The 27,000-nt window shown below is 37.4% G+C and carries 25 protein-coding genes and 1 pseudogene; 13 read left to right on the top strand and 13 right to left on the bottom strand.

Going from position 1 to position 27,000, the window contains the following annotated elements; translation table 11 throughout:
- Positions 1 to 60 precede the first annotated feature (60 nt).
- Positions 61 to 2,064 (top strand): cation:proton antiporter domain-containing protein, encoded by a 2,004-nt coding sequence (locus IQ247_RS09750; protein ID WP_228059620.1) that lies wholly within the window; start codon positions 61 to 63, stop codon positions 2,062 to 2,064.
- A 72-nt stretch (positions 2,065 to 2,136) separates the two neighbouring features.
- Positions 2,137 to 3,141, top strand: coding sequence for a porphobilinogen synthase (gene hemB, locus IQ247_RS09745; protein ID WP_193919380.1), 1,005 nt, complete (start codon positions 2,137 to 2,139; stop codon positions 3,139 to 3,141).
- A gap of 208 nt (positions 3,142 to 3,349) precedes the next feature.
- Here the strand turns inward: hemB and IQ247_RS09740 are convergent, their stop codons facing one another.
- Positions 3,350 to 3,991 carry an Rpn family recombination-promoting nuclease/putative transposase gene (locus tag IQ247_RS09740; RefSeq protein ID WP_228059615.1) on the bottom strand — a complete coding sequence of 214 codons (642 nt, stop codon included), beginning with the start codon at positions 3,989 to 3,991 and terminating at the stop codon, positions 3,350 to 3,352.
- A 150-nt stretch (positions 3,992 to 4,141) separates the two neighbouring features.
- Between IQ247_RS09740 and thrS the strand changes: the two genes are divergently transcribed.
- The 7 genes from thrS (at position 4,142) to cysS (ending at position 10,802) form a co-directional block, all read left to right on the top strand.
- Entirely contained in the window at positions 4,142 to 6,004 is a 1,863-nt protein-coding gene (thrS, locus tag IQ247_RS09735) for a threonine--tRNA ligase (protein WP_193919378.1), read from the top strand.
- 36 nt (positions 6,005 to 6,040) lie between these two features.
- Complete coding sequence (locus IQ247_RS09730) at positions 6,041 to 6,301, top strand: hypothetical protein (protein ID WP_193919376.1); 261 nt, start codon at positions 6,041 to 6,043, stop codon at positions 6,299 to 6,301.
- 26 nt (positions 6,302 to 6,327) lie between these two features.
- The gene (locus IQ247_RS09725; RefSeq protein WP_193919374.1) at positions 6,328 to 6,708 is read left to right on the top strand and encodes a DUF1636 family protein; all 381 of its coding nucleotides are present in this window, start codon (positions 6,328 to 6,330) and stop codon (positions 6,706 to 6,708) included.
- A 76-nt stretch (positions 6,709 to 6,784) separates the two neighbouring features.
- Entirely contained in the window at positions 6,785 to 7,834 is a 1,050-nt protein-coding gene (locus tag IQ247_RS09720) for a CobW family GTP-binding protein (RefSeq protein ID WP_193919449.1), read from the top strand.
- Positions 7,835 to 7,975: 141 nt separating this feature from the next.
- Positions 7,976 to 8,626: a GTP cyclohydrolase I FolE gene (folE, locus tag IQ247_RS09715; RefSeq protein WP_193919372.1), complete on the top strand. Its 651-nt coding sequence runs from the start codon at positions 7,976 to 7,978 to the stop codon at positions 8,624 to 8,626.
- 33 nt (positions 8,627 to 8,659) lie between these two features.
- Complete coding sequence (locus IQ247_RS09710; RefSeq protein ID WP_193919371.1) at positions 8,660 to 9,244, top strand: GTP-binding protein; 585 nt, start codon at positions 8,660 to 8,662, stop codon at positions 9,242 to 9,244.
- Between the two features lie 91 nt (positions 9,245 to 9,335).
- Positions 9,336 to 10,802: a cysteine--tRNA ligase gene (cysS, locus tag IQ247_RS09705; protein WP_193919369.1), complete on the top strand. Its 1,467-nt coding sequence runs from the start codon at positions 9,336 to 9,338 to the stop codon at positions 10,800 to 10,802.
- Between the two features lie 440 nt (positions 10,803 to 11,242).
- On the opposite strand, the gene xisF (IQ247_RS09700) is transcribed toward cysS, so the two are convergent.
- The 8 genes from xisF (IQ247_RS09700) to IQ247_RS09665 all read right to left on the bottom strand — a co-directional run bounded on the left by xisF (IQ247_RS09700) (position 11,243) and on the right by IQ247_RS09665 (position 19,520).
- The gene (gene xisF / locus IQ247_RS09700) at positions 11,243 to 12,613 is read right to left on the bottom strand and encodes a fdxN element excision recombinase XisF (protein ID WP_193919367.1); all 1,371 of its coding nucleotides are present in this window, start codon (positions 12,611 to 12,613) and stop codon (positions 11,243 to 11,245) included.
- A 49-nt stretch (positions 12,614 to 12,662) separates the two neighbouring features.
- Entirely contained in the window at positions 12,663 to 13,046 is a 384-nt protein-coding gene (locus IQ247_RS09695; RefSeq protein ID WP_322745475.1) for a NifH family ATP-binding protein, read from the bottom strand.
- A gap of 43 nt (positions 13,047 to 13,089) precedes the next feature.
- Positions 13,090 to 13,266, bottom strand: a complete 177-nt coding sequence (locus IQ247_RS09690) for a hypothetical protein (protein ID WP_228059613.1) — start codon at positions 13,264 to 13,266, stop codon at positions 13,090 to 13,092.
- 79 nt (positions 13,267 to 13,345) lie between these two features.
- Complete coding sequence (locus IQ247_RS09685; protein ID WP_193919362.1) at positions 13,346 to 15,598, bottom strand: heavy metal translocating P-type ATPase; 2,253 nt, start codon at positions 15,596 to 15,598, stop codon at positions 13,346 to 13,348.
- Between the two features lie 514 nt (positions 15,599 to 16,112).
- The gene (locus IQ247_RS09680) at positions 16,113 to 16,433 is read right to left on the bottom strand and encodes a hypothetical protein (RefSeq protein ID WP_193919360.1); all 321 of its coding nucleotides are present in this window, start codon (positions 16,431 to 16,433) and stop codon (positions 16,113 to 16,115) included.
- A gap of 119 nt (positions 16,434 to 16,552) precedes the next feature.
- Positions 16,553 to 17,440: an alpha/beta fold hydrolase gene (locus tag IQ247_RS09675; protein WP_193919358.1), complete on the bottom strand. Its 888-nt coding sequence runs from the start codon at positions 17,438 to 17,440 to the stop codon at positions 16,553 to 16,555.
- Between the two features lie 181 nt (positions 17,441 to 17,621).
- The gene (locus IQ247_RS09670) at positions 17,622 to 19,016 is read right to left on the bottom strand and encodes an MBL fold metallo-hydrolase (RefSeq protein ID WP_193919356.1); all 1,395 of its coding nucleotides are present in this window, start codon (positions 19,014 to 19,016) and stop codon (positions 17,622 to 17,624) included.
- A gap of 51 nt (positions 19,017 to 19,067) precedes the next feature.
- A complete protein-coding gene (locus tag IQ247_RS09665) occupies positions 19,068 to 19,520 on the bottom strand; it encodes a DUF305 domain-containing protein (RefSeq protein WP_193919354.1) in 453 nt (150 codons plus the stop codon).
- A gap of 788 nt (positions 19,521 to 20,308) precedes the next feature.
- Between IQ247_RS09665 and IQ247_RS09660 the strand changes: the two genes are divergently transcribed.
- From IQ247_RS09660 to IQ247_RS09645, 4 genes are all read left to right on the top strand, one after another.
- The gene (locus IQ247_RS09660; protein ID WP_193919352.1) at positions 20,309 to 20,704 is read left to right on the top strand and encodes an ArsR/SmtB family transcription factor; all 396 of its coding nucleotides are present in this window, start codon (positions 20,309 to 20,311) and stop codon (positions 20,702 to 20,704) included.
- 362 nt (positions 20,705 to 21,066) lie between these two features.
- A complete protein-coding gene (locus tag IQ247_RS09655) occupies positions 21,067 to 21,348 on the top strand; it encodes a NifH family ATP-binding protein (RefSeq protein WP_322745474.1) in 282 nt (93 codons plus the stop codon).
- Between the two features lie 34 nt (positions 21,349 to 21,382).
- Entirely contained in the window at positions 21,383 to 22,810 is a 1,428-nt protein-coding gene (gene xisF / locus IQ247_RS09650; protein WP_193919350.1) for a fdxN element excision recombinase XisF, read from the top strand.
- A gap of 515 nt (positions 22,811 to 23,325) precedes the next feature.
- Entirely contained in the window at positions 23,326 to 23,850 is a 525-nt protein-coding gene (locus tag IQ247_RS09645) for a manganese efflux pump MntP (RefSeq protein ID WP_228059612.1), read from the top strand.
- A 356-nt stretch (positions 23,851 to 24,206) separates the two neighbouring features.
- Here IQ247_RS09645 and xisF (IQ247_RS09640) read toward each other — a convergent pair whose 3' ends face one another.
- From xisF (IQ247_RS09640) to nifU, 4 genes and pseudogenes are all read right to left on the bottom strand, one after another.
- Complete coding sequence (gene xisF, locus IQ247_RS09640; protein WP_193919348.1) at positions 24,207 to 25,583, bottom strand: fdxN element excision recombinase XisF; 1,377 nt, start codon at positions 25,581 to 25,583, stop codon at positions 24,207 to 24,209.
- A 38-nt stretch (positions 25,584 to 25,621) separates the two neighbouring features.
- Positions 25,622 to 25,765: pseudogene (locus IQ247_RS09635) on the bottom strand (ArsA-related P-loop ATPase); the annotation flags it as partial.
- Positions 25,758 to 25,910 carry a hypothetical protein gene (locus tag IQ247_RS09630; protein WP_193919346.1) on the bottom strand — a complete coding sequence of 51 codons (153 nt, stop codon included), beginning with the start codon at positions 25,908 to 25,910 and terminating at the stop codon, positions 25,758 to 25,760. The pseudogene IQ247_RS09635 and the gene IQ247_RS09630, both read right to left, overlap by 8 nt.
- Positions 25,911 to 26,045: 135 nt before the next feature.
- A complete protein-coding gene (gene nifU / locus IQ247_RS09625; protein WP_193919344.1) occupies positions 26,046 to 26,942 on the bottom strand; it encodes a Fe-S cluster assembly protein NifU in 897 nt (298 codons plus the stop codon).
- Between the last annotated feature and the right edge of the window lie 58 nt (positions 26,943 to 27,000).

Below are 27,000 nucleotides of genomic sequence, written 5' to 3'. Positions count from 1 at the left end.
CTTAACTTTTCCGGTTTATCTGCACCGATTAAAGACCCTGTGACCGTTTTTTTGATTATCATGGCGATTATGTTGGTCGCTCCCCTACTGTTTGAACGATTACGTTTACCAGGGATTGTTGGCTTAATTATTGCTGGAGTCATCATCGGACCAAATGGTTTAGGTCTTTTAGCTAGAGATAACACAATTATCTTATTAGGAACAGTCGGATTACTATTCCTGATGTTTATGGCTGGATTGGAAACCAGTTTAGATGACCTTAAATATAATGCCGATAAAGCTTTGATTTTTGGGTTTGCTACTTTTGCTGTACCAATGGTGGTTGGTACAGTGGCGATGATGTTGTTAGGTTACAATTTATTAGCTGCTATTTTGGTTGCATCTTGTTTCGCTTCCCATACCCTCCTAGCTCTACCTGTTGTAAGCAAATTAGGGATAATGCGTACCTCTGTAGTGACTACAACTCTGGGGGGAACCCTAATCACTAATGTACTAGCTTTGTTAGTATTAGCGGTGGTAGTCAAAGCTCACCAAGGTAATCTGACACTGAATTTTTGGCTGTTTTTGATACCGTCTTTAGTTATTTACACCCTTGCCATTTTGTGGGGAGTTCCCAAAATCGGTGGGTGGTTTTTCCGTCGATTTGGACATGATGAGGGGGCAGAATTTATATTTGTAGTTGCGACATTATTTGTTGCCTCTTATATCGCTCAGCTAATCGAAATTGAGCCGATTATCGGTGCATTTCTCGCCGGAATTGGGATTACCCAACTGATTCCCCAACTTAGCCCGTTAATGAACCGGATTCAGTTTATTGGCAATACCTTATTTGTACCATTTTTTCTGATTTCTGTGGGGATGTTAGTTAATCCCTGGATTTTGCTACAAGAACCTCAATCTTTGCTAGTGTCTGGAGTGATGATATTTGTGGCAATTATTGCTAAATTCATCCCAGCTTGGGGTTCAGGAAAACTATTTGGATTTAATTTTGCTGAAAGTATGGTAATGTTTGGGCTATCTGTGGCTCAAGCTGCTTCTACTTTAGCAGCCATTACTGTTGCTTATCAAATTGAGTTGGTAGACCAATTAACGGTGAATGGAACCATTGCGATGATTTTAGTCACCTGTATTGCCTCTCCTTGGGTAACGAACCGTTGGGGGAATAAATCTAAGTCTCAAGGAACAAAAAGCCCCAATCAAGATATTCAAAAGGAATCAACCGGGATTAAACCTAATCAACTACCCCGCTATCGAATTGTCGTACCTGTTGCAAATCCTCATACGGAAGCTAATCTACTCCAATTAGCCTTAATTCTTGTCAAAAAAACTGGTGGTACTTTATTACCACTTCATATCATTGTCGATCATCAAGGAGAAATTTTACCATCCGCAAAAACCCAACAGCAACAACTATTGGATACGGCAGAAACTATTGCTCATGCAGCTGTGGCTCAAGTAGAACCCATTGGTCGCTTGGATGATTCTATTGACAAGGGAATTCTACGCACCGCTTTTGAACACAATGCTAATTTAATTATTTGTGGTTGGAAAGGATTTGCTACATATCGAGACAATTTTTTTGGTAGTGCTATTGATAATGTCGTTCGTCGCAGTACAATTCCATTACTGATTACTCGCTTTACCCATCCAATTCAAACAACAAAACGAGTATTTTTACCGATTTTAGAGACCGATTTAACTTCACTCACATTTTTGCGTACCTTAGCATTGTCCAAGATTTTAGCAAATGAACTAAAGGCATCCCTGCGTCTATTACAAGTATTCCCCTCCCGGAATTTTGTCACTGATTTACAAATTCCGGAAATCGTGGATATACCCAAAGACCAAATTCAGGGAAACTTTGTTCAAGGTATCTTAAAAATTCTCCAACCGGATGATTTATTAATATTAACTCATAACGGTGACTCCACTATTCCCGGTTTACCCATATTAGGAATCACAACAGAGTCAATTGCTCGTAACCCCAAACAAATTTCTTTAATTATTTTCCATTTCCCTCGTCAAATTTCTTTTTTGGAAGATGATGCTACTCAATTGGAATAATTATTTAAAAAATACTCTATGAAAACGATTATCATTATTCTAATGCAATAATTATTTTCATTTTCATTCCTTATGTCCTCAGAAAATCCCATCTCCAACAGCAGTTTAATACAACGTCCCCGTCGTCTACGTACTAATCCAGCATTGCGTAGTATGGTTCAGGAAACCCAACTAACCGTAGATGATTTGATATATCCAATGTTCGTCATGGAAGGGGAAAATCAAAAAGTCGAAATTTCCTCGATGCCGGGATGTTATCGTTATACTTTGGACTTGTTGCTTGCAGAAATCAAGCAAGTTAAGGAGTTGGGAATAAATGCGATCGCGCTTTTTCCTTTGATTCCAGAAGCCAAAAAGGACGATATTGGTAAAGAAAGTTACAATCCGGATGGTTTAGTACAAACAACCGTCAAAGCGATTAAACAAGCAGTACCAGAGATACTTGTGATTACCGATGTAGCCCTTGACCCCTTCAGTATCCACGGTCATGATGGTATTGTTAATGACAAAGGAGTAATTTTAAATGACCCGACAGTAGAAGTATTGGTGAAAATGGCAATTTCCCAAGCGGAAGCGGGTACAGATATAGTCGCACCTTCCGATATGATGGATGGTAGAGTGGGTGCGATTCGTCAAGCTTTAGATGCCGCAGGATACTTTCATGTGGCGATTTTGGCATACTCAGCCAAATATGCTTCTAGTTATTATGGACCATTCCGCGATGCCTTGGATTCAGCACCGAAATTTGGTGATAAAAAAACTTATCAAATGGATGCAGCTAATGCAAGAGAGGCTTTAAAAGAAGTAGCGTTAGATATTGCCGAAGGTGCGGATATAGTAATGGTAAAACCTGCTTTAGCATACATGGATATTATTTATCAGATCAAATCCACAACAAATTTACCTGTAGCAGCATATAACGTGAGTGGGGAATATGCGATGATTAAAGCCGCTGCACAGCAAGGATGGATTGATGAGAAGAAGGTAATTTTAGAAACTTTAACCAGTATGAAACGAGCTGGTGCCGATTTGATTTTGACTTATTTTGCCAAAGAAGTTGCTTTGATGTTGCATTGATTATAATTACGGGTGTCTTGGGGATTCCAAGACACAATTAACCCATTTTTGTAATTACTTTTGTACAGCTTTTCTCACAACTTCAACTTCTAATTCAAGAGCTTGAGCAATTTGTTCGATACTCAATCCCATGTTTAACAAACGGGGGATTGTTTCGAGTTTTGTTGCTATTTTTGTTTTTTGTTCAACTTCTTGCTCAACTTCTTCTCTAACTTCCGTTAGGAAATCTAGTTTGTCGCCACTCGGTTAATCCAAACATTGCTTCTAACTCCTGTCTACTTTGATTTGAAAATTTATAAATCAACATCCTTTCTACTAATTCTAAAAGCTGCTGACGATTGGTGACATCAGCAAGTTGTACTTGAGTAATTAAATTTCTTCCAACTTCTACTGCTTGCTCTTCCGGAGCAATTACAAAACCGATAATCCTCAACCCGATTGAAGAAGAAGTCTCAACTAATTCATCTAAGTATATTACTTGAATTTGCCCATCAGATAGTGATGTTCGATACGCAATCGGAATACCTGGGTCAAGGCTACGTTTTGCCCATAAAACAACTGCTTGCCATGTTCTATCAGGTCTATACTGATTTAAATAAACAAAGCTTTCGGTAATTAATCGCCAGTATAAATCATCATCGCGCTGATATTGTACCTCAACAAAATAAATTGGGTCTTGCGGATATTCAGGTTTAGGTAAAAACAAACCGTCGATACGTCGTGCTAGTTCTTTGATCTCCACAGAGGAAAATTCATAATGTAAAGATTGGTCCGGGGGTTGTTCGAGTATTTCAAATAGTACGCTGGGCAGATTTTGCAACAGAGTGTAAAAAATTGTATCTGTTTTCATCCATTACCGTTTTTCATTCATGGTAGAGCATATGTATTGTATCCCTGGGAGCAAATTATTGCGATCGCGTAGTCCAAGCTATCATTCAAAAACTTTTCACTTAGTTTATTTTTTGCGTTATTATGATAACGATTCTCATTCTATTGTAGTATGGTCAGTTCATTACCCGAATCTCAGGAAGACTTGCAAGAAAAAGATATTCAGCATTTGAAGCGGATGCGTCATAGTTGCGCTCATATTATGGCAATGGCTGTACAAAAGCTGTTTCCGGGGACAAAAGTTGCCATTGGACCAGTTACCGAGACAGGTTTTTACTACGATTTTGATTGTCGGGTGAGTATTACGACCGATGATTTGGGTAAAATTGAAACCGAAATGCAGAGAATAATTGAGGCAAATTTACCTATTATTCGCGAGGAGGTGGAAAGAGAAGAGATTAAAAAAGAGATTGCAGGTTTAAATGAACCATATAAGTTAGAAATTTTAGAAAGAATTCCCGATGGAGAGAAAATTACTCGTTATTTTATTGGAATTCCTGATGGTGGAGAAATAGAGCCATCATTATTAACCGTAGATAATATAAAAGATAATAGCAAAACAAATAGTTGTAATTGTTGGTGGGATTTATGTAGGGGACCTCATATAAATTTTACTGGAGAAATTAATCAAAAAGCGTTTAGATTATTAAGTGTTGCGGGTGCATATTGGCAAGGTGATGAAACCAAACCGATGTTGCAACGTATTTACGGTACAGCGTGGGAAACTCCAGAAGAATTAGAGACTTATTTAAAACAAAGAGAAGAAGCATTAAGACGAGACCATAGAAAATTAGGTCAACAATTAGATTTATTTAGTATTCAAGAGGATGCTGGTGGAGGATTGGTATTTTGGCATCCCAAAGGAGCAAAAATACGCTATATAATTGAAGACTATTGGCGTAAATCTCACTTGGAATCAGGTTATGAATTATTATATACACCTCATATTGCTAATTTAGATTTGTGGAAAACATCGGGTCATTACGACTTTTATAGTGAAAATATGTTTGACTCGATGGAAGTGGAAAAACAAGTTTATCAAATTAAGCCGATGAATTGTCCTTTTCACGTTCTTACCTACAAAAATAAACTACATTCCTATCGAGAATTACCATTAAGATGGGCAGAATTAGGAACAGTTTATCGTTATGAACGTTCAGGTGCGTTACATGGTTTAATGCGTGTGCGTGGCTTTACTCAAGATGATGCTCATATCTTTTGTTTACCCAATCAAATAGCTGATGAAATTTTAGGAGTATTGCATCTTACCGAGGAAATTTTATCCGATTTTGGCTTTAATAATTATGAAGTAAACCTTTCCACACGTCCGAGTAAATCAGTAGGCGAAGATAAAGTATGGGAGTTAGCAACTGCGGCTTTAAAACAAGCTTTAGATACTAAAGGTTGGAATTATATGATTGATGAAGGAGGAGGTGCTTTTTATGGACCAAAAATAGATATTAAAATTCAAGATGCAATTGGTCGTTTGTGGCAATGTTCGACGATTCAAGTAGATTTTAATTTACCTGAAAGATTCGATATGCAATATGTTGCTGCTGACGATACTAAACAGCGACCAATTATGATTCATCGAGCGATTTTTGGTTCAATAGAACGATTTTTTGGAATTTTAATTGAGAACTATGCAGGTGATTTTCCTTTGTGGTTAGCACCGATTCAATGTAGATTATTACCAGTTAGTGATGAAGTGAGAGAATATGCTGAACTAGTAGCTAAAGAATTGCACAAAGAAGGGTTAAGAGTAGAAGTTGATAGTAGTGGAGAAAGATTAGGTAAACAAATTCGGAATGCTGAATTAGAAAAGATTCCCGTAGTAGCTATAGTTGGTAAACGAGAGATAGAAAACCAAACTTTAAGCGTGCGTACTCGACAAGCTGGAGATTTAGGAACGCTATCAATCATTGAAACAATTACTTGTTTACAATCAGCTATTGCTTTGAACTCAACTATTTAGCTGTGAATTTTAGGCATTAACTACGTCACAAACTATATGAGTTTTTCTTTTGGTAAGCAATCTCAAAAAGCGAGTTATCAAAATATTAAACAAATCAAACAATGGATTTATCAAGCCTTGCAAATTGATGATGAAATTTCTATTTCTTTAAGTCAGTTACAATGTACCGAACCTGGATGTCCGCCAATTGAAACGGTAATTAATATAATGACTAATCCCGTACAACAATATAAAATTCATAAATCTATTGCCGAAATTGAGTATACAGATATAAGTAGACTCAATCAAGATAAATAGTCTTAATTATAGGAATTTATCTAAATATGGCTTCTCACACATTGTTTGTTTGTAAATCTTGTTATTTTTCACTCACACAACTTGATTATATGGGCGAAATAGGTGGTAAATATTTATTGAATGAAATACTAAAATTGCATCAAAAATGGATATTAAAATCGGAATTTTTAATTACAGAGGTAGAATGTTTAAGTGCTTGCAAAAGACCTTGTGCAATTGCTTTAACTGCTCCAAACAAAACTAGTTTAATGTTTGGGGATTTACCACCATTAGAAAGCGCAGGAGATATATTAAAATTGTGCGAACAATATCATACTAGCCCTAATGGTATAGTTCCCAGAAACGAACGACCAGAGATTTTGCAAAAAGGAATTTTAGCCAGAATTCCAGCACCAATAGGAGATTAAAAGTTACTCATAAAATAAAATCATCTCGACTGCGCTAATAAAATTCACACCCTAACATTAAATCAAAGGAGAAATGATGACTCAACTAACTGCACCCAAATCTAATATCAATCTTGATATTCCTAAACGAGGAATGCCTGTTACTATCATTACAGGGTTTTTAGGTAGTGGAAAAACGACATTGCTCAACCAAATTCTGCAAAATAAAGAAGATTTGAAAGTAGCCGTATTAGTAAATGAATTTGGTGACATTAATATTGATAGTCAGTTACTCGTATCCACAGATGATGACATGATGGAATTGAGTAATGGCTGCATTTGTTGTACTGTTAATGATGGATTAGTTGATGCGGTTTATCGAATTTTAGAAAGAGATGACCGTGTTGATTATATGGTCATAGAAACTACAGGTGTAGCTGACCCATTACCAATAGTTTTAACTTTTTTAGGTACAGAACTGAGAGATTTTACTAATATTGATTCCATTCTGACTCTTGTTGATGCAGAAGCTTTTGATAGCGAACATTTCCAGAGTGAAGCTGCTTTAAAACAGATAACTTATGGTGATATTATTCTCCTTAATAAAACTGATTTAGTTGGGGAAGAAAAATTATCAGAACTAGAAGATTTTATTCACGATAATAAAGTCGGTGCAAAAATTATCCGTACTTCTTATGGTAAAGTTGCTTTACCTTTGATTTTAGATGTTGACTTAACCTCTAAAAATCAATATTCTTCCTTGATTGAAGAAGAGAGTCACGAACATCATCACCATCATCATCATGACCATCATGACCATCACCACCACGAACATCATCACCATCACTCCAACCATTTAGAAAATGATGGATTTGTTTCCATATCTTTCCAAAGTGATAAACCTTTTGATGTCCATAAATTTGAGACATTTCTAAATGAAAAAATGCCAGAAAATGTTTTTAGAGCCAAGGGTATTCTTTGGTTTAGTGATAGTGAACTAAGACATATTTTCCAACTTAGCGGTCCTCGGTATCAGCTAGATGGTGATGAATGGTCTACCAAAAACCGTAAAAATCAGCTAGTTTTCATAGGTCGTGATTTAGATGAGAATGAAATACATTCTCAACTGAATAATTGTTTATTATAATTTGAAGGGAAAAGGGAATAGTGGTTAGTAGATAGTAGATAGTGGTTAATTATTGTCAACCATCAACCATCAACTAATAACTAACAACCATCAACTAATAACCATCAACTAACAACTAACAACTAACAACTAATTAGAATAATGACTTTATCTTTCCGTTCCGAATTAAATTCTGCTGAGCAAGTTGTTTCATCTTTATCTACTAAACAACAACCGAATGTTACAGAAGCAGAAATGATGCAAGCTGTGAGAACTTTACTACTTGGATTAGGAGAAGACCCAGATAGAGAAGGACTCAAAGATACTCCAAAAAGAGTTGTAAAAGCCTTACAATTTTTGACGAAAGGATATGATGAATCTTTGGATGACCTGTTAAATGGTGCAGTATTTACAGAAGATGCAAACGAAATGGTATTGGTAAGGGATATTGATATTTTCAGTTCTTGTGAACATCATATTTTACCAATACTTGGTCGCGCTCATGTTGCTTATATTCCTAATGGTAAAGTCATCGGGTTATCAAAAATTGCTCGTATTTGTGAAATGTATGCAAGACGTTTACAAGTACAAGAAAGATTGACTTTACAAATTGCTGATGCACTCCAAGGTTTACTTAAACCCCAAGGTGTCGCAGTAGTTATAGAAGCAAGTCATATGTGTATGGTAATGCGTGGTGTACAAAAACCTGGTTCTTGGACTGTTACTAGTGCAATGCGTGGTGTATTTTCAGAAGATGCACGTACTCGTGAGGAATTTATGAATTTGATTCGACATAATGCTAATTTTCATTAATTTGTAACTTTGACAAAGGCAATGGTAAATCAAATGAAATCATTGCCTGTTACTCTAGTTCTAGGGTTTGCAGGTAGTGGAAAAACAAGTCTGATAAAACATCTGAGCAGTCAAACTAAAAATACTGTAGAACATATACAGAGCGGTTCCCAAAACCTTAGTAGTGGTTGTATTTGCTGTAGTGGACTCAAAGATTTAAAACAATTAATTAACGATTTACTTGTTGATAAAGAAACTGAAAAAGTAGACACTCAGCAATTGTTTATTGAAGCTAGTCACGAAACTGACCCAATCCCAGTTATTAGAACAATTCGTCAACACTTCTCCCCAGAAAAGATTATTTTGAAAGAAGTTATTACAGTGATTAATGCAACGAAATATCCACCTACCGATGCACAACGCTACTTAGTAACTAATCAAATATTCTTTGCCGATAAAATAGTAGTTAATTACTGCGACCAAGCTACTGATTACCAAATAAACAAGTGCTACAAGCATATTCGCGGTGTAAAATGGCAGCCAATATTTAATGCTATTAGAGGAATTATTGAGTTTAATCAAGTTTTTCCCGTTCCTTCAGTACTAGAGACATCTACTATAATTTCTTTTGCTTCTTAAATTTTGTCATGTATTTTAGGATTGCGATCGCAATATTGAAATCTTGGAAATTTTGAATTTGTTTGTTATTTGTTAACTTAATTATTTAGCTATGACTCTGACAATATATAACACCATGAGCCGTCGTAAAGAAACTTTTCAGCCGTTAGAAACAGGAAAGGTAAAAATGTACTGCTGTGGTGTAACGGTTTATGATTATTGTCACCTGGGTCATGCAAGGTCTTATATTGTTTGGGATATGGTGCGACGTTATTTACAATGGTTGGGTTACTCCGTTCGATACGTGCAAAACTTTACCGACATTGACGACAAAATTCTCAATCGCGCTAATGCTCAAAATACTTCAATGGAAAAGGTTTCCGAAAAGTACATTCAAGCCTACTTTGAAGATATTCGTCGCTTAAATGTCATCGATGCATCTGAGTATCCTCGTGTGACTGAAAATATCCCCGCAATTCATCAGTTGATTGCAGAATTAGAACGAAAAAACTATGCTTATGCAGCAAATGGAGATGTCTATTATCAAACAGAAAACTTCCCAGAATATGGCAAACTTTCCGGTAGAGATTTGGAAGATATGCAAGCTGGGGCAAGTGGTAGAGTAGACTTAGAAGACCCATCAGGGAAGAAGAAACATAAACCGTCTGATTTTGCGTTGTGGAAAGCAGCCAAACCGGGAGAACCCGGTTGGGAATCACCTTGGGGAATGGGAAGACCGGGGTGGCACGTTGAATGTTCGGCAATGATTGGCGCTGTTTTGGGAGAAACTATTGATATTCATGGTGGTGGTGGTGATTTGGTATTTCCTCACCACGAAAATGAAATTGCTCAATCAGAAGTAATTACAGCTAAACCACTCGCTAATTACTGGATGCACAACGGTATGGTAACGGTGAATGGTGAAAAAATGTCTAAGTCTTTAAGTAATTTTACGACGATTCGAGAATTACTGGAGCGACCCATTGACCCCATGGTTGTGAGATTATTTGTACTGCAAGCCCATTATCGCAAGCCTTTGGATTTTACAGAAGATGCTATTCTATCTACCCAAAATGCTTGGGAAACTCTCAAAGCCGGGTTGTTATTCGGCTACCAGTATGGCGAAAAATTGGCATGGGAAGAAATAAATCCAAAATCTCAAATCTGCAATCCTGAGATAGAGAGCTTTCAAACAGCAATGGATGATGATTTTAATACATCTGGAGGGTTAGCTGTTTTATTTGAATTAGCAAAAGAGTTGCGTCGAGAAGGTAATTTACTGACTCATCAAGGTAAAACTGACAATTCTCCAGAAAAGATAAATCAAATGTGGCTGACTTTAGTCAAATTAGCTCAGGTATTTGGACTATCGGTTTTACCTGTTGCAGAAAACAAAGCTAAATCCGAATCTCTAAGTGATGCAGAAATTGAAGTTCTAATTCAGCAGCGACAAGATGCACGTAAAAATCGTAACTTCGCTTTATCCGACTCTATCCGTAATCAATTACAAGCTGTAGGTGTGAATTTAATCGACCAAGCTAATGGACAAACTCAGTGGTATCGAGTTAACAGGGAATAATAACTACTCCTATCCCGCTCGAAAATTATCTATTTCTCTTTATCTCTTTCCTTTGCGTTCTCTGTCTTGAAAAGTTGCTCCACTTGGGGGTACCCCAAGACCGCACTTTGTGTCGCTGTCGCGACACGCTGCGCGAACGCTGCGTCTAGGACGGTTTTTTTTTCGGTAATCTTTTAACGCTAACGCAGTAATCATCCGGACTTAATATTTTTATTCATCAATGTAGTTTTCCTAAACTTATTGTTTATCTATTACAGCACAACAATTAATTCAGCATTATCTTAGTGTTAATCAGTTGATTAGCTAATTTTTTGTTGTAAATATTGACGAATAAGTAAATGAAAACCCTAGCCGAAGAATTACTAGAACAATTAATGCTGTTCAAACGCTTCAAATACCTTGATGATAATGCATTAAAGCAGTTAATGAACAATCCTGATTCAGCAAAGCAATTGAACAAAATCAACAGTAACAACCTCGCCGCCTAATATTGTAACTGATTTGATAAAATTTTTGTATAGTTTGTTTTTTACTGATTCTTTCATATTTTTGTAAAATCTAATATCAGAAAAAAACTGTACAAATTCTTTGACCTGTTCAATTTGAAAAGCAGTTTCATTAATATTGTTAATCTGATGCTGCTGTATCTGTAATTTAATTTTGATAATTGCCTCGTCAATCGCTGCATTTACAGGCAATTTTTCTAAATTTTTTAATGATGATTTTAATTCAATAATTTCCGGTGTTTCTAATTGTGTTCTTGGTTGATTATTAACTATAAAATCTTTCAAATCAATAGCTTTTTTACTCAGGGCTTTATCTACTGCATCCACCACTTTCACAAGATGAATACTTGTTTTATTTTGACAATATTTATCACCATACATTCCACGATTTTTACATCTAACGGGAATATATGGCTTGTTGTTTGCATAGCATTTCCCACCACAATCACCACAAAATATTTGACCGGATAGTAAACCCTTACCAATGTTACTGTTGTCCCGATTATTCTTTCCCCAGCGACGACTATTTTCAGTTAATAATATTTCTATTTCTCTGTAAATTTCATTGGTTATTAGCGGTTCGTGAGTGTTATATCTGATATCCCAATTTTCCGGATTGTTGCGATATTTCTTGACGTTATATCTGGTATTTCCTCTTAACACTGGGTTATGTAACCAGGTTGTTAATCCAGTAGTAGAAAATTTGAGATTATATTCTTTAAAAAAAAATTGAATCGTCTTCCTGATACTACTTTGATTTGTTAACAAATACTCGATAATTTCTTTGGCAATTGCCCAATGAGTTTTACCTGAATCGTGCAATGATAAGTCAGGTACATATTTTTCATCAATTCTTGCATAGCCGAATGGTGGTTGAGGACAAGCTTTCCCTTGTTCTCGGAAATGATTGTATCCGTGCTTGACTCGATTTTGAAGCAAGTCTAGTTCAAATTCAGCTAATGCTCCCATCTGGTTTAATGAAAATTTTGCAAACGGATTCTGTAAATCATCAACAGGTGAATCCAGAATGATTAATTTGATTCCCATCTGATTAAATAATGCAATTGCTTTATTAATTGTAACTATTGACCTTGCTAGTCGATCAATTCTGGTAATAACTATTTCGGAAATATCACCGTTACGACATTGTTCTAAAAGTTTGTTAAATTCTGCTCTGTTATCTGACCTCCCAGACTTCACATCTGAAAAAATCATCGCAACACCAGCTTTTTTGATTCGCTCTGTTTGTTGAACTAAAGCCTCGTCTTGTTCCCCTGTTGAAACTCTAACGTACCCTACTTTCACTCTCAAACACCTATGATTACTAGAGGTTCAGATATTCTACACCAAAAACTTACGTTGTTTGCTCTTTCGGTGTAGGAATGGTGAGGTTTTTGTTGTTAACGATTTTCTCTGCTAAAGCAGCGTACTCTTTAGCTTGTGCGCTATCAGGTGCATACTCGTTAACAGTCATGCGGCGTAATTCGGCATGTTGTACAATGTTGTCGCGAGGTACGAAGTGAATCATTTGAGTGTTCAAACGTGCAGCCAAGGTTTCGATCAAGTCGATTTCTCGGTCAACTTTACGGCTGTTACAAATCAAGCCACCCAAACGTACACCACCAGAATGAGCATACTTAAGAACACCACGAGCAATGTTGTTAGCAGCATACATTGCCATCATCTCACCGGAGGTCACAATGTAGATTTCTTGTGCTTTACCTTCACGAATAGGCATAGCGAAACCGCCACTTTCCGCTAACTACCACTAAAAAATTAAATTAATCAGGTTTTTCCTGGATTACGTGGTTTTTTTGCCTAAGTTGTTGTGCCTTGACGCAGATGCGCTCCCGTGCATTAATGGCAGGTAAACCCTTTCCACTATCAAGCTCCTTAAGACCAAGGGCAATCTGTTCATTGAGCCATAATTTATATTCTTCGGAATGATCTTTATTCATAGACATTTTCTCTGTTCCCCTCAGCGTACCTTTGCGCTCAACTCCGCGCACCTTTGCGTTAAAAAAATCTCTTTCTTGCTCACCCCTTCAACTTAAAATTACGCAACCGTAAAGCATTCGTCACCACCGAAACCGAACTAAAAGCCATTGCACCCCCCGCGATAATCGGATTTAATAACCAACCAAATATCGGAAACAAAATTCCCGCAGCAATGGGAATACCTAAAACATTGTAAAAAAAAGCAAAGAACAGATTCTGACGAATATTATTGATAGTAGCGCGAGAAAGTTTAATCGCCGTGACAATAGAACGCAAATCACCCGAAATTAAAGTGATGTCACTTGCTGCGATCGCGACATCAGTTCCTGTCCCAATAGCCATTCCCACATCAGCTTGTGCTAAGGCTGGAGCATCATTAATCCCATCTCCCACCATTGCGACAATTTTACCTTGTTGCTGCAAAGACTTGACAACTGCCGCTTTTTGGTCTGGTCTAACTTCCGCAAAAACCAAGGAAATACCAACTTCCGAGGCAATTGCTTCTGCTGTTGGACGGTTATCTCCGGTTAACATTACCACAGACAAACCCAACTTCTGCATCACTCGTACCGCTTCAATAGAAGTAGCTTTGAGAGTATCGGCAATTCCCATCAAAGCTTCAACTTGTCCATCGACAGCAATCCAAATTACAGTTTGTCCAAGGGATTCCCAAGTCTGTTTCTGCTCCCCGAATAAATTAGTATCAATTCCAAGTTCTTCCAGCCATCGCTGAGTGCCAATTTGCACCAATTTATCTGATACATATCCTTGAACGCCACTTCCAGCAACCGCTTCAAAATTATCAACATCTGTAATCTCTACATTCTGATACTCAGCATATCTAACTACGGCTTCCGCCAAAGGATGTTCGGAATTACGCTCTAAAGAAGCGGCTAATTTAATCAGTTTCAATTCATTTTGATTAGCAGTTCCGCCCACGGTAATAAAATTAGTCACAGTCGGTTTCCCTTCCGTCAAAGTCCCGGTTTTATCCAAAATAATCGTCTGAATTTTATGAGCGAGTTCCAGACTTTCGGCACCTTTAATCAAAATACCATTTTCAGCACCTTTACCCGTACCAACCATCACCGATGTGGGAGTAGCCAAACCTAAAGCACAGGGACAAGCGATAATTAAAACACTCACTGTCGTAACTAAAGCTAGACTGATATTACCCAACGTATACCAAATAACAAAAGTACAAATTGCGATCGCGATTACCACCGGAACAAACCATCCGGTCACCTGGTCTGCTAATCTCTGAATAGGGGCTTTACTTCCCTGTGCTTGTTTGACTAACTGGACAATTTGCGATAGTACAGTATCTTTTCCTACCCTTGTTGCCCTAAACTTAAAACTACCAGTTTTATTAATCGTCGCACCGATAACTTCATCACCGGGCTGCTTTTTCGCAGGTACGCTTTCCCCCGTCACCATTGCTTCATCTACAGTTGATCTACCTTGAATAACTTCTCCATCTACAGGTATTTTCTCACCAGGACGCACAAGAATAATATCACCAAGCTGAACTTCTTGAATGGGAACGTCTATTTCTTCACCATTACGAATTACCCGTGCATCTCTAGCTTGTAAACCGATTAACTTACGAATTGCTTCACTAGTTTGTCCTTTAGCGCGATTCTCGAAAAACTTTCCTAAAAGAATCAAAGTAATTACAACCGCAGCAGTTTCATAATACACCTCCGGCATCAACCCTTGATTGATAAAGAAATCGGGAAATACTGTTGCAAATAGCGAATAGAAAAACGCTGCTGAAGTACCCAAAGCAATCAAAGTATCCATTGTGGCATTACGACGTTTGAGAGCTTTCCAAGTCCCGATATAGAACCCGTAACCGCACCAAAATTGTACGGGTACAGTTAGCACTAACTGCAACCACGGGTTATGCAACCATGTAGGAATAAACGGTAAGTGTAATCCGGTCATCATTGGTAATGAACCTACTATGAGGATAATACTAATTACACCACCTACAATTAACTTATGCATCAATTCGCGGGATTCGGCAATTCTCGCAGCTTTCTCTTCGTCATCTTCCCCAGTAATCATTTCTTGTTCTTGTAGGGGATTTGCGCTATATCCTGCTGCATCAACCGCATCTTGAATCTGTTTAATATCAGTTTTTTGAGGATTATATTTAACAGTAGCTTGTTCAGCACCAAAGTTGACATTGCATTCGCTAACTCCAGGAACCGAATTAATAGCTTTTTCAATACTGTTAGCACAAGAAGCACAACTCATGCCTCTTAGTTTAAGGGTAATAGTATCCATTAGACATCTACGGGAAATGAAAAAACAACTGTACACAAACCTCTCTTTCACAGGGAGAGAGGCTTTATTTCCCTCCTTCCCGCTTTTGGAAAGGGGGGGGTAGGGGATTAGCTATTTATTTAAATTTGAAATCATATAAATGTTTTCCGGAGATATCTATTAATTATTAATAAAGCGGAATCGCTTTAGTTACAGTATTTACACAGGCAGAACAAGCGATATTCGGAACTTTCACTTGGATAGTCATAGTCTTATTTGTAATCAAGTACAAGTAATTTACTTCTTTATATGTTAAACCCTCTAGTAGACTAGAGAGTCAAGAGATAAAGTTATAAAAATATATTTTTGTAAGATTAAAATGGTACTTATTACAACTACAGTCACGTAAAGTAGAAATTAATTTGATATTTTTGGAAAAATCAATGTTATTTGAAGGAAAATTTTCGGTTATCGGAATGTTGCATTAACAGAATATGAATTATTTGATTGAGAAATGGTTAAAGATTAAATTAGTTTAATATTGCTGAATCTCTTTAACTTCAATCGTCTCCATTTCTCCACCAGTCTGCATTTCGCGCTTCACCTGTAATTTAATCCCCCGATTTCGCTGACTATTGCGTATTTCCTTAACCACCTGTAGTGTGGCTTTCGGATCTAACAATGCGACTCTTCCTTGTTCATCTATCAAACCGTAGCCACTTTCAGCGCAATGTCCGGCTAAACCGCAATCACGGGTGTGAACGCGGGCGCGTTCGATCATTTCATTGTTAGGGTATTTCCGGATGCAGATAATATCAACAACGTATCCTTCAAGAGTTTCAGTACAATTAGTCATGGTTTGTTTATTCCTAAATATGTTGGTTTAATTTGATTACATAAGATTAAAAATGCATCTGAATCAGCTAGCATCCGTTCGACATTAATTAATCGGTAATAGAGCAGAAAACAAACAAGTTAACTAACTAAAGTGGTAAGAATTTCTTGCCAATGGTTAAATATCAGCAGATGTCCTTCATCGGGATAAAAATGAGCTTCACAGTTGGGAATAGTATTTGCAAGATATCGCCCAGCACTCAAAGCAACATTTTCATCTTTCTCGCCATGCCAAAGGTAGACTTTTGGTGAGATATTCTTGAGTTGAAAGCCCCAAGATTCGGCAAAAATGTTCATATCTAAGGCAAATCCACGAGCTCCCTGATGAAAAGCTTGAGGCAAGTGTTCTAAAAACATATCTCGCACCGCAGGCCGAAATAAAACCTTTTGGTCGTGTACGGGAAAATAATTTCTCAGCCCATAATCAAATAACTTTTGCGGATTTTTGCGTCCTATTAGTGCAATTGGACTCAACAAAGGTTTTAGAAGAAAAGGGGTATAGTGCGCTATCCCTATTAAAACTCGGTTAATCGCGTTCGTTCCTTCAGTAAAGTGAGAGACATTAAGGGGAGACAGACTGCTAATAACACCAACTCGTATAATCCGTTCGGGGATTTCGGATATACAAGCAAGAGCGTAAGGTCCACCTCCAGACACACCTGCAACAACAAATTGCTCAATGTTCAAAAAATCAGCAAGTTGAACTACGTCTTGGGTCCAATTGACTAACGTATTATCTGGCTGAAAGTCCGACAAACCATATCCCGGACGTTCAATGGTAATAATTCGAGCTGTTAAAGCTGTCGCAATAGATTCGTCAGGATGACGAAACAACCTCGCTCCTGGTGTACCGTGGAAAAAGAATACGGGTTTTCCATTCGGATCGCCGAATTCGGCATATCCCATTTGGCGACCATCTTTTAATTGAAAGGTTTGATTTGATTTATTTGATTTAGAAATATAATTCATGGGCATTTATTTTGCGGACAGTAATCCTGACAATCCTTTGCTTCTTTAGTCATGACTTTTTCTGGCTGTACCGCACACTTTAGGTAGGAATTATTATTAAAATTCTCTTATGCATTCATCCAGGTTCCCCTTAACAAGAATACTTTATTGAAATTACTAAAATTAATTGAATCCTTGAAAATTACGCTGGTTTTTCTACTGGTAAATTTTGATTTTTCCAAGCAATCCACGAACCGGGTATATTAATAACGTTCTCAAAACCGTGTTTTTGTAAAATACTCGCAGCGATTGAAGCCCGATAACCACTACCACAGTAAGTAGCAATTGTTTGATTTTTATCCAACTCATCTAAGTGATTTTCTAAATGTGGTAGATAAATATGCTTAGCTCCTGACACATAACCGTTTTCATATTCGCCGTCGCTACGAACATCTAATACTGTTAAATTTGCATCTTCTTTGTGTTGATTTAACTCGTTTACAGTCCACTCCCCTAGATGTTGTAAAGGTAATCCAGCATTTTGCCAACTTGTCATTCCATCATGTAAATATCCAGCTAAATTGTCATAACCAATACGGAAGAGATGTTCTACTACCAAAGATATATCTCGCTCGCTTTCTACTACCAGCAAAATAGTTTTATTTGGATCAATCATCCAGCCAATCCAAGCTGGAAATGATGAGGTTAAAGCAATATTGATTGCACCAGAGATATGTCCGCCACCAAAAGCTAGAATTGAGCGAGCGTCTATAACTACTGTGTTCTCATTTTGCATTTGCTGTTGGAATTGCTCAACTGATAGCGGTGGTAAAGTCGGTACACATCCTAGAACTTTTGCACCTTTAGCATTTACCTTTTTCAGATAAGAATAGTAAGTAGGTGGTTCTGGCATTCCACTTAAAATCCACTCCACAAACTCTGATTCTGTTCTTTGTTTAAAAGCTTCGCTGAAAATTCGTTCGTTACCGATAGTGCTTTGTTTTCTGTCTCCGATGGAACGTCCGCAAGCCGAACCCGCACCGTGACAGGGATAAATTTCGATTCTATCTCCTAAAGGTAAAAGCCGATCAAACAGCGAATGATATAACTGTGCGGCTTGTTTTTCCTCAGTATCTTTACCGACTAAATCTGGTCTTCCTACATCTAAATTAAACAATGTATCGCCAGTAAATAAACCAAATGGTTGTTCACCTTGCTGACTATCAAATATCTGCAAACAAATGTGTTCTGGAGTATGACCAGGTGTTTGCAACACACGGAGAGTAATTTTACCAAGGTGCAATTCATCACCTTCAGCCAACTGGTGTAAATCGAACTGGTAATCATCACTTTTACCACCGTAAATTCTAGCACCCGTTCTGGCTTTGAGTTCGTGAGAACCAGAAACAAAATCGGCATGGATATGAGTTTCAATAATATGAGTAATTCTCAAACCACGACTTCTTGCCATTTGTAGATATACATCAGCATCCCGCTGCGGGTCAATCACAGCCACCACTCCTGCTTTATCATCACCAATCAGGTAAGATAACTGAGCAAGTCCTGGTGCGTTGATTTGTTCTAAAACTAGTGCCATTTGATTTCTCCTTTTTAAAGAATTAAGATACTCAATTGCTTGCTATTATCACTACTCCATTAATGCTTTCATGATTCTAATCTCTTCCTTTTGGGTCTTGACAATCTCCGTACATAGCTCTTGAATTCGTGAATCTGTCACGGATGCCTGCTCACATACAAGAATAGCAGCAGCGTGATGGGGAATCATAGAGCGCAAAAATTGTTGATTTCCTACTCCTGCTTGCGATCGCAAAAGAGTCCAAAACATGAAGATGATTGCGGTTCCCCCAATCAGAAGTGCAATGTTTAATTTCTTGTTTTTGTACATTGAACCCATTGCCGTCAGCATAATGAGCAACATCGCTGCTATCATTAATCCTGCCATGTACACTTGATTGAGGCTGAGGAATAAATTGGCAAACTCATTAACTCGTGAAAACATCAAGAAGAACATGACAACGTAAGAGATTGATAATGCAATCAGTAGGCTAATATAGGGCTTGTGATGAGATTTGGAGTCCATTTGAAATTTTGATATTTTTTCTTTTTACTCTAAACAGCTAAATCACCTTTCGTAATTTCCAGTATTGATTCCTGGGAACTATGGTTTGGAGCTTCAAGACAACTAGACTAGTACAGTGGGAGCGTAAATAAGACAAGCATTCAAAATAAACAAAAGCCTATAAAATAAGCTTTATTCCTTCTGCCTTCTAAGTCGGGCAGTAGGCAGTAGGAAGAAATATTAAGACTTAGACAATTGGTGATGTAAATTGTTTTTCATCGGGACTGCCTTCATCTACTAGTATTTTTTGTGAACTAAAAGCATAAATCAATTTATTTCCTGTTATAAAATACACGCTTATATATTGATAGATAATTATTCCTTTCGTTTGCGTCTATCATTAGAGCTAAATAAAATTTCTATCAAAAGAAATACTCTTATTTCATGCTGATTTCATATTTGTATATATTCAGGCTGTCATAGGTAATACAGCGATTTTTTCATCTTTCAAAGATTATTTACAGGACTTACGCAATTGTCACAATATCCTGGTTGGTGCGTGACACGAAAACCTGATTATTTCGTTAAAAATCAAGCAAAGTGTCACAGCACCCTACGAGCGAAATATGCCACTTGCGTAAGTCCTAATTTATTTCAAATAAAATTTAGAATAGCAATAGTTAGTTTTCTCAATTAACGTGATGCAATCCGATGTGATAAATGAACATTTGTTCAAACTTCGCTATATTATCAATATCGCTTGTAATACAGTGAAAAATCAACTTAATTTGTGATAAATGTAACTCTAAATGACGAAACCAACTCAATCGCAACAGCAATCTTTACCAAATCTTGATTTACCTAACTGTGATTCTCGTGAAGTTCATCTAGATAATGTCCGTCAAGTACAGCCAGAAATTATACCAACATCTAAAGCGCAGCGGATGGCTGATTTTTTCGGAACTCTCGCTGATCCACACCGCTTGCGTCTCCTTTCAGCTTTGGCAAAACAGGAGTTATGCGTTTGCGATTTAGCCGCATCTGTAAAAATGAGTGAATCCGCAGTCTCTCACCAACTGAGAATTTTGCGTACTATGCGTCTAGTCAAATATCGTCGTGAAGGACGCAATGTTTATTATAGTTTGGCAGATACTCATGTGATGAACATCTATCGTGAAGTCGCGGATCACATTGATGAACCATGAGTTTAATTTAAATTATTTATTAAACCATACGTTCTTTTTGATGCAACAAACGCAGGAAAATTCCAGCGAATTACCGTCTATAGGATTCAAACTAGTACTCTGGCAAGTCAATGCAAGCCGGGTAATTAAATTTACTATTCCCTTCTTCCTACTCCCTACCCTCACCTAGTAGTCCACCAAGGGAACGAGAGCCTGGGTTTTATGCAATTTACTACTCACTACTTACTAACCCCACCCGGCATTTTTGGCTTGCTTGCTTGCTTGGTCGAGTATTAGAGTTAGGAATCAAATCGCGATCGCAGGTAATGACCGTTTGCTCTATCTGTAAGTGTCTACTATAATAAGTTCTCACCACTCGTTTGATGCTCCACTCCAAAGCACAAACAACCGTACTTAGCTTAGCAGCCGAGCGCGGTGCAGTAGAAGATTTAGAACTCGAAGAAGTAATGCTCGAAGGTTATCGCGGTGTACGCTGCGTTGAATCCGGTGGTCCTGAGCCTGGTGTAGGTTGTGCAGGTCGCGGTATTATCACTTCCATCAACTTCTTGGAAGAAAATGGTGCTTATCAAGACCTGGATTTCGTATCTTACGACGTATTAGGTGACGTTGTATGTGGCGGTTTCGCTAATTACCACAAAATCTGATATTATGTGATAAATCGTTTTGAAAGCAGTTATTATGGGCGATTTATCAAGAGCATTGGGTTATTGTCGAGTTTCTACCCAAAGACAGCATACAGAAGGTCATGGACTCGAACGATATATCGAGCGGTTAAAACAATACGGGTTGAGTGAGCAGCAAATTCATTGGGATATAGAATCAGGTGCTAGCGATAAGCGTAAAGGATATAACCAGCTATTAGAACTAGTGAGAAGTGGTTGTGTTGATCAAATCATTGTGCCATGTTTTGACCGATTTACTCGCTCTGCACTTGGTTGGGAAGTTGCACGTCAGGAATTACAGAAATTTGGAGTTGAGTTGATATTCCTCGATGGTGGAAGTTTGGATTTAGAGACTCCGGAGGGATTATTTACTAGCAGAATATTAGCTGCGATGTCTGCACAGGTGAGAGATAAAAATAGATACAATGCTATCCAAGGACATCGGTATTTTCAAGAGAAAAGAAAGATTTATCAAGCAGTATTCGGTTTTGTGAAAAATGGCGATAGTGTGATTCTGAATACAACCCAATATCGAAACACTGTTTATACTCATGCCGAGGTTGCTCGTGAATGTGTAGAAAGGTTCATCGAATCGGGAGAATTATCAAAGACTATTCGGAAATTAACTGATAAATATGGATTAGAAAGAGTTGGTAAGTATAAATATGAAGATTTTCCCAGAGATGTGTCTTCATTCCGTCGCTGGCTGTCTAATCCTCAATTATGCGGTATGGTTTGTTATTATCCATTTGAATCGGAGAAAAGAGTCATACTACAGTCAAACCATCAAGGAATTATCTCACTCGCACAACATCAACAGATAATTCAGATTTTGTCTACCCATCCCTGTGGTAGACGTAAATATATTACTAATCCATTGGTCGGATTATGTAAATGTGCTGAGTGTGGTTCGACCATGGAAAAGCGCTCTACAAAAGTCAATGGTAAAGTCTACGAACACTTAAAATGTCCGGGTGCTTATCCAAAACCCCGTCAACCAAAAAAATGCGATGTGCGAACTTATTTTCGGTTAGAAACTGCAATTGATGCTGCAATCCAAGCTTTAAAGGAAAAAGCTGAAAATATAGTCGATAATATGCCAGTGGAAACTACAGAAGAAGTACCATCTGAGATACTAGAGTTACAACAGCAAATTTTTAAACTTAAACAATTAAATGACCCTGATTTTGACAGTACCATCAACATTAAACAACAAAAATTAGAAAGCTTAATCAAAACTTCAGAGCTAAATGTAGTCGCAGATGCTAGTAGAACCGAGGTTTTACGAGGTATTGCGATGAGTAAAGGCTTTTGGGAGATAGTTACTAGGGAAGAACTAACTGCAATTTTTCACGAGTTAGTCGAGGAAGTCGTCTGTTCAGTGTCGGAGAGAGATTCCATTGCTTCGCGATCGCAATTCTTCGCTCCACGACTTAAAATTTGATTTCGTTCCGCTTCTGGTAGAGAAGCTAAATATCTCTGTGCTGCTGTCCAGAGGATATCTGCTACTTTTTTGGAAATTGTCATGATCAAAGTATTGAACTGATTATTTTTAGGTTAGTTTGTTGGTCACTTTCTTTCTGCTCATAGGGAACTCAGATATACTGGTTCTTCAAGGGAAAATCAAGGCTTTGAGACTTAGAGTTTACAATAAACCCGGTTTTTAGTCTTAAAAGTACTCAATCAAATTAAATATGAAACAAGACAGATGATAAATCCAAAATTAACAAAATTCTCCTTGAAGAATCAGTAAAATTTATATTTACTTTTGCACTAAAGTAGTCTTTTTATATTAAAAGAATATTCAGTGAAAAGAGATAAATAAAAATGAAAAGTCTATGATTTAAAAATGATAAAAATATGAGAATAACAAGATTTAAAACAGGTTATACTCAAATATACAGTCGTTTATTTGTGATTTTTACCAATATTATGGAAACAGTTTTTATGGGATTAGGTTTGGCTGCTGATGCTTGTGCTGTTTCTCTAAGTAGTGGAATGATTATTAAACATATCAAAATTAATAAAGCCTTAAAAATAGCTTTGTTTTTTGGTATTTTCCAAGCATTGATGCTTTTGATTGGCTGGTTTATTGGACTAAGTTTTAGAGAGATATTATCCCAAGTAGACCATTGGATTGCTTTTGGTTTATTGTCTTTCTTAGGAGGGAAATTAATTTATGAATCAATGCAAGTAGAAAATGATGATAAACCATTTAACCCCCTTGATTTTTACAATCTTTTAGGATTAGCTATCGCTACTAGTATTGATGCATTGGCTGTAGGTATTAGTTTATCAGTATTAAAAATTTCGATTTTATCAGCGGCGGGTAAAGTAGGTTTAATTACATTCGGTATTTGTTTTGTTGCTGTTTACATTGGTCATAGTTTTGGCGATTTATTTAAAAATAAAGTTGAAATAATTGGCGGTTTAGTATTGATATTTTTAGGCATTAAAATTTTATTTGAGCATTTCGGTCAATAATCTGGCGACTATAAGTCGCACAGTCGCTCATGGGGGAGACCCCCCTTCTGCGCGCTGCCTTGGCTACACGAAGAAAACCCGGATGGTGCGCGGGTTATAAATTTACTAGTTCAGGTGTAACGACTAACAATTTATACCGACTAAACTTATTATTTAAAACAATTTGATAGCGCCTTTTCTTATAGTGTATATATGATAAAAAAACGCGCTACATTTTGATTATGTTACAGGAAACCGTACCCGAAATATTATTGAGAACTTGCGAACGCTTCGACAAGATTAAACATCTTCCTCAAAAACAAAGAAAATATCTGATGACGTTATCTGAAAACGATTTTAAGCTAGAAATCGAGAAATCAAAAGTTAAGGTTGATTTCTAAAATGTCGCCGTTAAGAATTTTAACGCTATCTACTAGTTTTCTATAGATGGCAATCTTTTCGTTATCTGGTAAATCATCCCAATAATCAGCGTTACATAAACTTCTTTTGACTAATTCAATGCGATTTTTATCAATGTTGTGAGTGATTTCTTGTTGTTGCTCAATTCGTGCTATTTCTTGATAAGTTTGCTTAATAGCTGCTTCAATAATGTCGCTTTTAGGTAAAGATTTTAACGAATTTAGCTGATTAGAAAGAGATAGGATTTCGGGGGATATTATTTTTGTTTTAGGAAGTGCAATTTTAGTATAATTTGCAATTTCTTCCGCTCTCGATATCAAGGATTTATCAACTGCTTCGATTACTTGTTGTAACCGAATAGCTATCTTATTTTTACAAAAATTAGCCCCCAATGTATCGCGCTTTTTGCAACGAACCCGATAAGTTAGATATTTATCATTCTTTTTAATAAAGAGTTTATAACCGCAACACCCACAAATCATTTGACCTTGTAGTGGTAGCTGTTTTGTGGGTATTTTATTATTACCAAAAGCATATTTATTTCTGTTTTCTTCAAATCGTTGTTTGATTAATTCAAAAGTTTCTTGAGATATTAAGGGAATATGGGTGTTGTTATGGACTATCCAATTTTCGGGATTGTTTTGATTATTACGAACATTGTAAACTGTATCACCTCGAAGTACCGGATTTAACAGCCAATAACGCAAACCTGCTTGTGTCCACTTTACGTCATATTGAGTTAACGAAAAATTTATAGTTCCCCTTGTCGTTGCATTTAGGGATAAGAAGTAATCGATTATTGCTAGCGCCACACACCAATTACTAGTCCCCGACTTCTCATTAATAGATTGGTCAGGTGCGTATTTTTCCTTAACTCTTGCGTATCCAAATGGTGGGCGGGAAGAGGCTTTCTTTTGTTCTCGAAAATAATCGAACCCGTGGCGGATTCGCGACGATAATAAACGAGACTCGAATTCTGCTAAACTGCTCATCTGTGAAGCGCTGAACCAACCAAACGGACTACTTACGTCATCTATAGGAGCGTCGAGAATTGTTAGTTTTACTCCGAGTTGTTCGAGTGAAGCTATTGTTTTGTGGATACGTATCACTGACCGAGATAAGCGATCTATGCGTGTAATAATTATTTCAGTAACTTCCCCGGCAGCGCACAATTCTAACATTTTGTTAAATTGTTCACGCCTATCCGACCTACCGGATTCGATATCTGCAAAGGTGTGAGTCGCTCCTGCTTTCTTAACCCTAGCGGTTTGCTGTTCAAGTGCATCTGAATCAGCTTGCTCAAAAGTGGATACCCGCACATAACCTACTTTCATGACATATTTTTTTATGTGTACATATTAATAATATATCAGGAGTCAGCTTTAGGGTCGCAACCTACGATCATAATTCTTTTTCCCATCTCAGCCATAGCTGCAAGAGTATTCTGAGATGTGGTGGACTTACCGATACCGCCTTTACCGTAGAATGCTATCTGTCTGATATTTTCGTCAGTCATTATTTTCTCCTGCTATTGAGTGGTTTATCGAGTGGGTGCAGTGGTTGTTGTTAGTTGTTGTCACTCCTGTGAGGAGGGTGACTCGCTTATAGAACGTCGCAGGTGGCGCACGCTCTACAGCAAATGCTGCTAGAGTTGGGTTCATGATTTTTGTTTGTTGTTTGTTGGTTGATGGTTGATGGTTGATGGTTGATAGTTGTTGGTTGATAGTTGTTGGTTGATATTTTGCTACTAACCACTATCCACTAACCACTAACCACTATCCACTATCCACTAACCACTAATTATTAACTGCTTCAACTGAAATGTTGTGAGAAATGCGTTCTTTTAATTTAGCTTCAATGGCATTATTGAGAGTTGCCAAACTGCTAGAGCAAGAACCGCAAGCACCTTGAAGGATTACTCGAATGCGATCGCCATCTACATCGTAAAGTTCAACATCTCCCCCATCGGCGATTAAAATGGGTCTGATTTCTTCGTCTAATATTTTTTGTATAAGTGCTATTTTTTGCACTGGTGTCAGCGGTTTATCGCTAACAAATCCGTTTTTCCCGTTATTGGATGTTGCTTTAGGGGTAAAAGTAGAATTTCTTTGGTTTTCAATGATGATATCATCAATTGTTGCTAAACAAGTACCGCATCCGCCACCAGCTTTAATAAAATTTGTCACTTCTTCTGCGGTAGTCAGCTTGTTATCCTTAATAATGCGGCGGATTTTAGGTTCAGTAATGCCGAAGCAAGTACAAATTATCGCTCCTTCGTCATCGTCATCGTGAGCCGCAAGGGGAATACCTCGATAATTAGATATTGCTGCTTCTAAGGCTTCTTGACCCATTACAGAGCAGTGCATTTTTTCTTGAGGTAATCCCCCAAGGTACTCGGCAATCTCTTTGTTAGAAATTTTCAGGGCTTCTTCTATTGTTTTTCCCTTAACTAATTCTACCAGAGCTTCCGAAGATGCGATCGCACTTGTGCAACCAAAAGTTTGAAAACGAGCATCAAGGATTTTATTTGTGTCTTCTTGTACCTTGATGTGTAGTCGCAGTGCGTCACCGCAAGCGATACTACCGACTTCTCCAACAGCAACTTTAACTCCAGTTTCGCCTTTATCTTCTAAAACACCCTGGTTTTTTGGATTGTAAAAGAATTCTAATACTTTATCCGTGTAGTCCCACATAGCCTTGATAATTGTGATGAGTAGTAAATAATGAATAATAAATAATTATGGTAGGGAG

The sequence above is a fragment of the Plectonema cf. radiosum LEGE 06105 genome (assembly GCF_015207665.1).
Classification (GTDB): Bacteria; Cyanobacteriota; Cyanobacteriia; order Cyanobacteriales; family Nostocaceae; genus Rivularia; species Rivularia radiosa_A.
Note: the sequence above shows the minus strand (reverse complement) of the source record. Positions and strands in the feature narration are given on the sequence as shown.